The organism is Burkholderia sp. ZZQ-2 (assembly GCF_050768715.1).
Taxonomy (GTDB): Bacteria; Pseudomonadota; Gammaproteobacteria; order Burkholderiales; family Burkholderiaceae; genus Burkholderia; species Burkholderia cepacia.
In genome coordinates this window covers 23,300-29,969 of record NZ_LDVA01000335.1, presented here as the reverse complement: position 1 = coordinate 29,969, position 6,670 = coordinate 23,300, and the positions used below count along the sequence as shown (strand labels likewise).

Here is a 6,670-nt window from a genome sequence, read left to right as displayed (position 1 = left end):
CCGCCGGCCCGGCGCAACGCCGAGGGCGCCGACCTGCCGGCCGCCGCGCGACCGCTCGCGAGCGATGGCCATCCAGATAATTACGACGGAGTCCCCATGTTTTCCCGACGCTATCTCGCGATGTGGTGCGCGGTCCTGCTGTTCGTGGCCGTCGCGGCACTCGCCGCGCGGCACGCGATCGCGTGGCTGTGGATCCTGATTCCCGCCGCCCTCGTCGCGCTCGGCCTGTACGACCTGAAGCAGGACCGCCACGCGATCCTGCGCAACTACCCGCTCTGGGGCCACTTCCGCTTCCTGTTCGAATTCATCCGACCTGAAATCCGCCAGTATTTCGTCGAGGACGACACCGACGAAAAGCCGTTCTCGCGCGCGCAGCGCAGCCTCGTCTACCAGCGCGCGAAGAACGTCGCCGACAACCGCCCGTACGGCACCGAGCTGAACGTGAAGGCCGTCGCGCACGAATGGATCAGCCACTCGCTCGCGCCGACGAAGCTGCCGAACCATGATTTCCGTGTCCGCGTCGGCGCGAATCGCGCGCAACCGTACGACATTTCGATCTTCAACATCTCGGCGATGAGCTTCGGCTCGCTGTCCGCGAACGCGATCCGCTCGCTGAACCTCGGCGCGAAGAAAGGCGGTTTCGCGCACGACACGGGCGAAGGCTCGCTGTCGAAGTACCACCGCGAGAACGGCGGCGACATCATCTGGGAAATCGCGTCCGGCTACTTCGGCTGCCGCAACGACGACGGCACCTTCAACCCCGACAAGTTCGCGAAGCAGGCCGCCGATCCGCAGGTCAAGATGATCGAGGTCAAGCTGTCGCAGGGCGCGAAGCCCGGCCACGGCGGCGTGCTGCCGGCCGCGAAGATCACGCCGGAGATCGCCGAGACGCGCGGCGTGCCGATGGGCAAGGACTGCATCTCGCCCGCGACGCACTCGGAATTCTCGACCCCGCGCGGGCTGCTCGAATTCGTCGAACGGCTGCGCACGCTGTCGGGCGGCAAGCCGACCGGCTTCAAGCTGTGCGTCGGCCATCCGTGGGAATTCTTCGGGATCGCGAAGGCGATGCTCGAGACCGGCATCGTGCCGGACTTCATCGTCGTCGACGGCGCGGAAGGCGGCACGGGCGCGGCGCCGCTCGAATTCACCGACCACGTCGGCGTGCCGCTGCAGGAAGGGCTGCTGCTCGTGCACAACACGCTCGTCGGGATCGGCGTGCGCGACCGCGTGAAGATCGGCGCGAGCGGCAAGATCATCACCGCGTTCGACGTCGCCCGCACGCTCGCGATCGGCGCGGACTGGGTGAACTCGGCGCGCGGCTTCATGTTCGCGGTCGGCTGCATCCAGGCGCAGACCTGCCACACGGGCCGCTGCCCGACCGGCGTCGCGACGCAGGACCCGGTGCGCCAGCGCGCGCTCGTCGTGCCCGACAAGGCCGACCGCGTGTACAACTTCCACCGCAACACGCTGCACGCGCTGCAGGAGCTCGTGCAGGCGGCCGGCCTCGCGCATCCGTCGGAGCTGCGCGCGCATCACATCGTGCAGCGCATCGCGCCGCACGAGGTCCGGCTGATGTCGCAGCTGCTGAAGTACCTGAAGCCCGGCGCGCTGCTCGACGGCAACACCTGCGGCTTTACGCTGTACGACAAGTGGTGGCCGATTTCGCGCAGCGATTCGTTCACGCTCGGCGAGGCCGTCTACGCGTCGATCGAATGATGCAGGCGAGCGCCCCCGCCGCGGGGGCGGCCCGGCAAAAAGAAAAGCGCCCCGCGGGGCGCTTTTCTTTTGTCTGCCGAATGCGTGAATGCGTGTACGCGTCGCGCGCGGCTCAGTTCTGCGGCAGCGTGTCGGCGAACGACGGCCGCTGCAGCAGCTTCACGAAGTGCTTGTCGAGGTTCGGGTGGCGGTCGCGCCAGTTGAGCTCGGGCATCCGGAAGTCGAGATAGCCGAGCGCGCAGCCGAGTGCGATGTCGGCGAGCGTGTAATGATTACCGACGCACCACGTCTTGCCGCCGAGCCCTTGCGACATCGCGACGAGCGCGTCGTCGATCTTGCGCTGCTGGCGCGCGATCCAACTCGCGCTGCGCTGCGCTTCGTCCCGCTGCGTGTATTCGAGACGAATCGCCACGGCCGCGTCGAGCACGCCGTCGCCCAGCGCTTCCCAGCAGCGCACTTCGACGCGCTCGCGCCCCGACGGCGGAATCAGCTTGCCGACCGGCGACAGCGTGTCGACGTATTCGCAGATCACGCGGGAATCGAACACCGCGGCACCATCCTCCATCACAAGGCACGGGACCTTGCCGAGCGGATTCGAAGCATGAATATCCGTCTCCGGCGCCCACACGTTCTCGAGCTCCAGCTTGTAGTCGATCTTCTTTTCAGCCAGCACGATCCGCGCCTTGCGGACGTACGGGCTGCTGAGCGAACCGATTAATTTCATCATCTGCCTTTTTAAGGGAACCGCCGAGAGTATACGTTGTCGCCGATCATAACCGGCCGGCGTCGCGCGACAGAAAATCGCCCGACCGGCCTGTGGATGGTTTGCAACAACCGTCACGCGGGCCGCCCGGCGCGGCTTCCCGCCCCCTCCCTCACGCGCGGCGTCACGCGGCGCTACAATCGCACGAATGAACGCGCCCCTCGATACCGCCATCGCCGTCGACGTCTACCGCCAGCGCCGTGAACGCGTGCTTGCCGCACTGCGTGCCGCCGGCGGCGGCGTCGCCATCGTCCCCACCGCGCCGGAACTGCTGCGCAACCGCGATACGGCCTACCCGTACCGGTACGACAGCTACTTCCATTACCTGACGGGCTTCACCGAGCCGGATGCCGTGCTCGTGCTGAACGCGGCCGCGCCGCACGGCGCGCCGGAGTCGATCCTGTTCTGCCGCGGCAAGAATGCCGACCGCGAGATCTGGGAAGGCTTCCATTACGGGCCCGAAGCCGCGCGCGATGCGTTCGGCTTCGACGCGGCGTTCGCGGTCGACGTGATCGATACGGAGATGCCGCGCCTGCTCGCCGACTCCGGCACCGTGCACTACCGGTTCGGCGCATCGGCCGACTTCGACCGCCGGCTCGCGGGCTGGATCGACGCGGTACGCGCGCTGGCGCGCACGGGCGTCGCCGCACCGGACGCGATGCTCGACCTCACGCCGCTCCTCGACGACATGCGGCTCGTGAAGGACGAGCACGAGCTCGCGATCATGATGCGCGCCGCGCACATCTCCGCGCTCGCGCACCGCCGCGCGATGCAGGCGTGCCGCCCCGGCATCCGCGAATACGAACTCGAAGCCGAGCTGCTGTATGTGTTCCGCAAGCACGGCGCGCAGTCGCCCGCGTACGGCTCGATCGTCGCGGCCGGCGCGAACGCGTGCGTGCTGCACTACCCGGCCGGCAATGCAACCGCGAAGGACGGCGACCTGATCCTGATCGATGCCGCGTGCGAACTCGACGGCTACGCGTCGGACATCACGCGCACGTTTCCGGCCAACGGGCGCTTCTCGCCCGCGCAACGCACGCTGTACGACATCGTGCTCGCCGCCCAGCAGGCCGCGATCGACGCGACGCGCGCCGGCGTGCCGTTCGAAGCACCGCACGACGCCGCCGTGCGCGTGCTCGCGCAGGGGCTGCTCGACACCGGCATCATCCCGAAAACGCGCTTCTCGAACGTCGACGACGTGATCGCCGAGCGTGCGTACACGCGCTTCTACATGCACCGCACCGGCCACTGGATCGGCATGGACGTGCACGATTGCGGCGACTACCGCGAGCGGCTCGCCGAGCGCGACGGCAACGGCGCGCTGCCATGGCGCACGCTGAAGGCCGGCATGACGCTGACGGTCGAACCCGGCCTGTATGTGCGCGCCGCCGACGACGTGCCGCCCGAGTACTGGAACATCGGCATCCGCATCGAGGACGACGCAATCGTGCGCGAGCACGGCTGCGAGCTGATCACGCGCGGCGTGCCCGTCGCGGCGGACGAGATCGAAGCGCTGATGCGCGCACTCGCATGACCGGCTGCCGCCGACCGTTACCTCCGTTTCACGAATCAAGATGACGACCGCCTCCTCCCCAGCCACGCCGGACTACGACCTCGCCATCGTCGGCGCGGGCCCCGTCGGGCTCGCGCTCGCCGGTTGGCTCGCGCGCCGCAGCGCCACGCAGCACGCATCGATCGCGCTGATCGATGCGCGTGAACCGGCCGCGAGCGCAAACGATCCGCGCGCGATCGCCGTGTCGCACGGCAGCCGTGTGCTGCTCGACACGCTCGCGTGGCCCGCCGACGCGACGCCGATCGAACACATCCACGTATCGCAGCGCGGCCATTTCGGCCGCACGCTGATCGACCGCGACGAACACGACCTCGCCGCGCTCGGTTATGTCGTGCGCTTCGGCTCGCTCGTGCAGGCGCTCGCCGGCGCCGTGCGCGGCACCCGCGTCGACTGGCTCACGTCGACCACCGCGCGCGCGCCGCAGCAGGATGCCGACGGCGTCACGCTGACGCTCGATGGCCCGCAAGGCGAGCGCACGCTGCGCGCACGCATCGTCATCAATGCCGAAGGCGGGCTGTTCCACGAACAGCGGGCCGATACCGGCAAGCATCGCCGCGACTACGGCCAGACTGCGATCGTCGGCACGGTCACGGTATCGGCGCCGCGCCCGAACGTCGCGTGGGAACGCTTCACGCACGAAGGCCCGCTCGCGCTGCTGCCGCTTGGCGGCCCGCGCCAGGCCGAGTATTCGCTCGTGTGGTGCTGCACGCCCGACGAAGCGGCGCGCCGCGCCGCGCTGCCCGACGACGCGTTCCTGCGCGAGCTCGGCAGCGCGTTCGGCGAGCGCATGGGCGACTTCGTCGCGATCGCGGGCCGCGCGTCTTTCCCGCTCGGCCTGAACGCCGCGCAGACGCTCGTCAACGGCCGCGTCGCGATCGTCGGCAATGCCGCGCAAACCCTGCACCCCGTCGCGGGCCAGGGGCTCAACCTCGGGCTGCGCGATGCGCATACGCTCGTCGACACACTGTCCACGCAAGGCTTCGAAGCGACCGCGCTCGCCACCTTCAACGCGCGCCGCGCACTCGACCGGCGCTTCACGATCGGCGCGACCGACACGCTGGCACGCCTGTTCACGATCGACTCGGGCCCGCTCCCGCTGCTGCGCGGTGCCGCGCTCACCGCACTCGAGTTCGTGCCGCCGCTCAAGAAGGTGATCGCGCGCCAGATGATGTTCGGCCAGCGCAACTGACGCCCGGCGCGCACAGTCGCGCCACTCAAACCGGGTCAAATCGGCGGGGCATGGGAATACGGTAAAATGCGCGTTTCCGTCTGCCCTTTTCATGCCCGCGCCCGCCGCGGGCGGTGCCATTGCGATGCCCGTTATCGGCTCTCACGTATTGCGTAACAACCTGTTCGTCGCCCCGATGGCCGGCGTGACGGATCGTCCGTTCCGCCAGCTCTGCAAGCGGATGGGGGCCGGTTACGCCGTGTCCGAGATGGTCGCGTCCAACGCGCAGCTGTGGAAAAGCGCGAAGACGATGCGGCGCGCGAACCACGAAGGCGAGGTGGAGCCGATCGCGGTCCAGATCGCGGGCGCCGATCCGGCGATGATGGCCGAAGCGGCCCGCTACAACGTCGACAACGGCGCGCAGATCATCGACATCAACATGGGCTGCCCGGCGAAAAAGGTCTGCAACGTCGCGGCCGGCTCCGCGCTGCTGCAGAACGAGCCGCTCGTGCAGCGCATCATCGAGGCGGTCGTCGCGGCGGTCGGCACGGGGCCCGATGCGGTGCCCGTCACGCTGAAGATCCGCACGGGCTGGGATCGCGAGCACAAGAACGCGATCACGGTCGCGCGCCTGGCCGAAGCCGCCGGCATTTCGATGCTCACCGTGCACGGCCGCACGCGCGCCGACCTGTACCGCGGCGACGCCGAATACGACACCATCGCGGCCGTGAAGGCGGCGGTGCGGATTCCGGTGGTCGCGAACGGTGACATCACGTCGCCCGCGAAGGCGAAGGCCGTGCTCGACGCGACCGGCGCCGATGCCCTGATGATCGGTCGCGCCGCGCAAGGTCGGCCATGGTTGTTCCGCGAAATCGATCATTTCCTGCAAACCGGCGAGCTGCTGCCCCCGCCGCGGATCGACGAGATTCAGCACGTGATGAACGAACACCTGGAAGACCACTACGCCTTCTATGGTGAATTCACGGGAGTCCGTACTGCGCGCAAGCACATCGGCTGGTACACTCGCGGCCTTTCCGGTGCCAACGGGTTCCGGCACAGGATGAACACGCTCGATTCCACCCGCGAGCAGCTCGCCGCCGTCAATGCATTCTTCGAGGCGCAAAAGGCGCTGTCGGACCACCTCGTCTATGTCGACGACGAAGAGGAAAACGGCCAGGGCGAGTCGGACGACCATAACCAGTTAGCAGCATGAGCAAGCACAACATCGAACAATGTGTCCGCGAGAGCCTGGACGTGTATTTCCGGGATCTAGACGGCTCCAATCCGCACGACGTCTATGAAATGGTGATGTCCTGCGTCGAAAAGCCGATGCTCGAGGTCGTGCTCGTACAGGCAGGCGGCAACCAGTCGCTCGCCGCGGAGTACCTCGGCATCAATCGCAATACGCTGCGCAAGAAGCTGCAGCAGCACGGCCTGCTATAGGCAGCCG

General features: G+C 68.1%; 6 protein-coding genes. 5 read left to right on the top strand and 1 reads right to left on the bottom strand.

Features of this window, described 5'->3' with window-relative positions:
• Positions 1-96 precede the first annotated feature (96 nt).
• Positions 97-1,716: an FMN-binding glutamate synthase family protein gene (locus ABY44_RS31790; protein ID WP_021162498.1), complete on the top strand. Its 1,620-nt coding sequence runs from the start codon at positions 97-99 to the stop codon at positions 1,714-1,716.
• Positions 1,717-1,828: 112 nt separating this feature from the next.
• On the opposite strand, the gene ABY44_RS31785 is transcribed toward ABY44_RS31790, so the two are convergent.
• Complete coding sequence (locus ABY44_RS31785; protein ID WP_060082816.1) at positions 1,829-2,440, bottom strand: glutathione S-transferase family protein; 612 nt, start codon at positions 2,438-2,440, stop codon at positions 1,829-1,831.
• 187 nt (positions 2,441-2,627) lie between these two features.
• Between ABY44_RS31785 and ABY44_RS31780 the strand changes: the two genes are divergently transcribed.
• From ABY44_RS31780 to ABY44_RS31765, 4 genes are all read left to right on the top strand, one after another.
• On the top strand, positions 2,628-4,013 hold the full coding sequence (locus ABY44_RS31780; protein WP_060174148.1) for an aminopeptidase P N-terminal domain-containing protein: 1,386 nt from the start codon (positions 2,628-2,630) through the stop codon (positions 4,011-4,013).
• 40 nt (positions 4,014-4,053) lie between these two features.
• Positions 4,054-5,241, top strand: coding sequence for a UbiH/UbiF/VisC/COQ6 family ubiquinone biosynthesis hydroxylase (locus ABY44_RS31775; RefSeq protein ID WP_060065921.1), 1,188 nt, complete (start codon positions 4,054-4,056; stop codon positions 5,239-5,241).
• Positions 5,242-5,365: 124 nt separating this feature from the next.
• Positions 5,366-6,433: a tRNA dihydrouridine synthase DusB gene (gene dusB, locus ABY44_RS31770; protein WP_060174156.1), complete on the top strand. Its 1,068-nt coding sequence runs from the start codon at positions 5,366-5,368 to the stop codon at positions 6,431-6,433.
• Entirely contained in the window at positions 6,430-6,663 is a 234-nt protein-coding gene (locus tag ABY44_RS31765) for a Fis family transcriptional regulator (protein WP_006476892.1), read from the top strand. Before dusB ends, ABY44_RS31765 begins: the two co-directional genes overlap by 4 nt.
• The last annotated feature ends 7 nt before the right edge of the window (positions 6,664-6,670 follow it).

Coding starts and splice junctions, on each gene's coding strand:
- ABY44_RS31790 (WP_021162498.1), top strand. CDS start 97: ATGTTTTCCCGACGCTATCTCGCGATGTGGTGCGCGGTCCTGCTGTTC.
- ABY44_RS31785 (WP_060082816.1), bottom strand. CDS start 2,440: ATGAAATTAATCGGTTCGCTCAGCAGCCCGTACGTCCGCAAGGCGCGG.
- ABY44_RS31780 (WP_060174148.1), top strand. CDS start 2,628: ATGAACGCGCCCCTCGATACCGCCATCGCCGTCGACGTCTACCGCCAG.
- ABY44_RS31775 (WP_060065921.1), top strand. CDS start 4,054: ATGACGACCGCCTCCTCCCCAGCCACGCCGGACTACGACCTCGCCATC.
- dusB (WP_060174156.1), top strand. CDS start 5,366: ATGCCCGTTATCGGCTCTCACGTATTGCGTAACAACCTGTTCGTCGCC.
- ABY44_RS31765 (WP_006476892.1), top strand. CDS start 6,430: ATGAGCAAGCACAACATCGAACAATGTGTCCGCGAGAGCCTGGACGTG.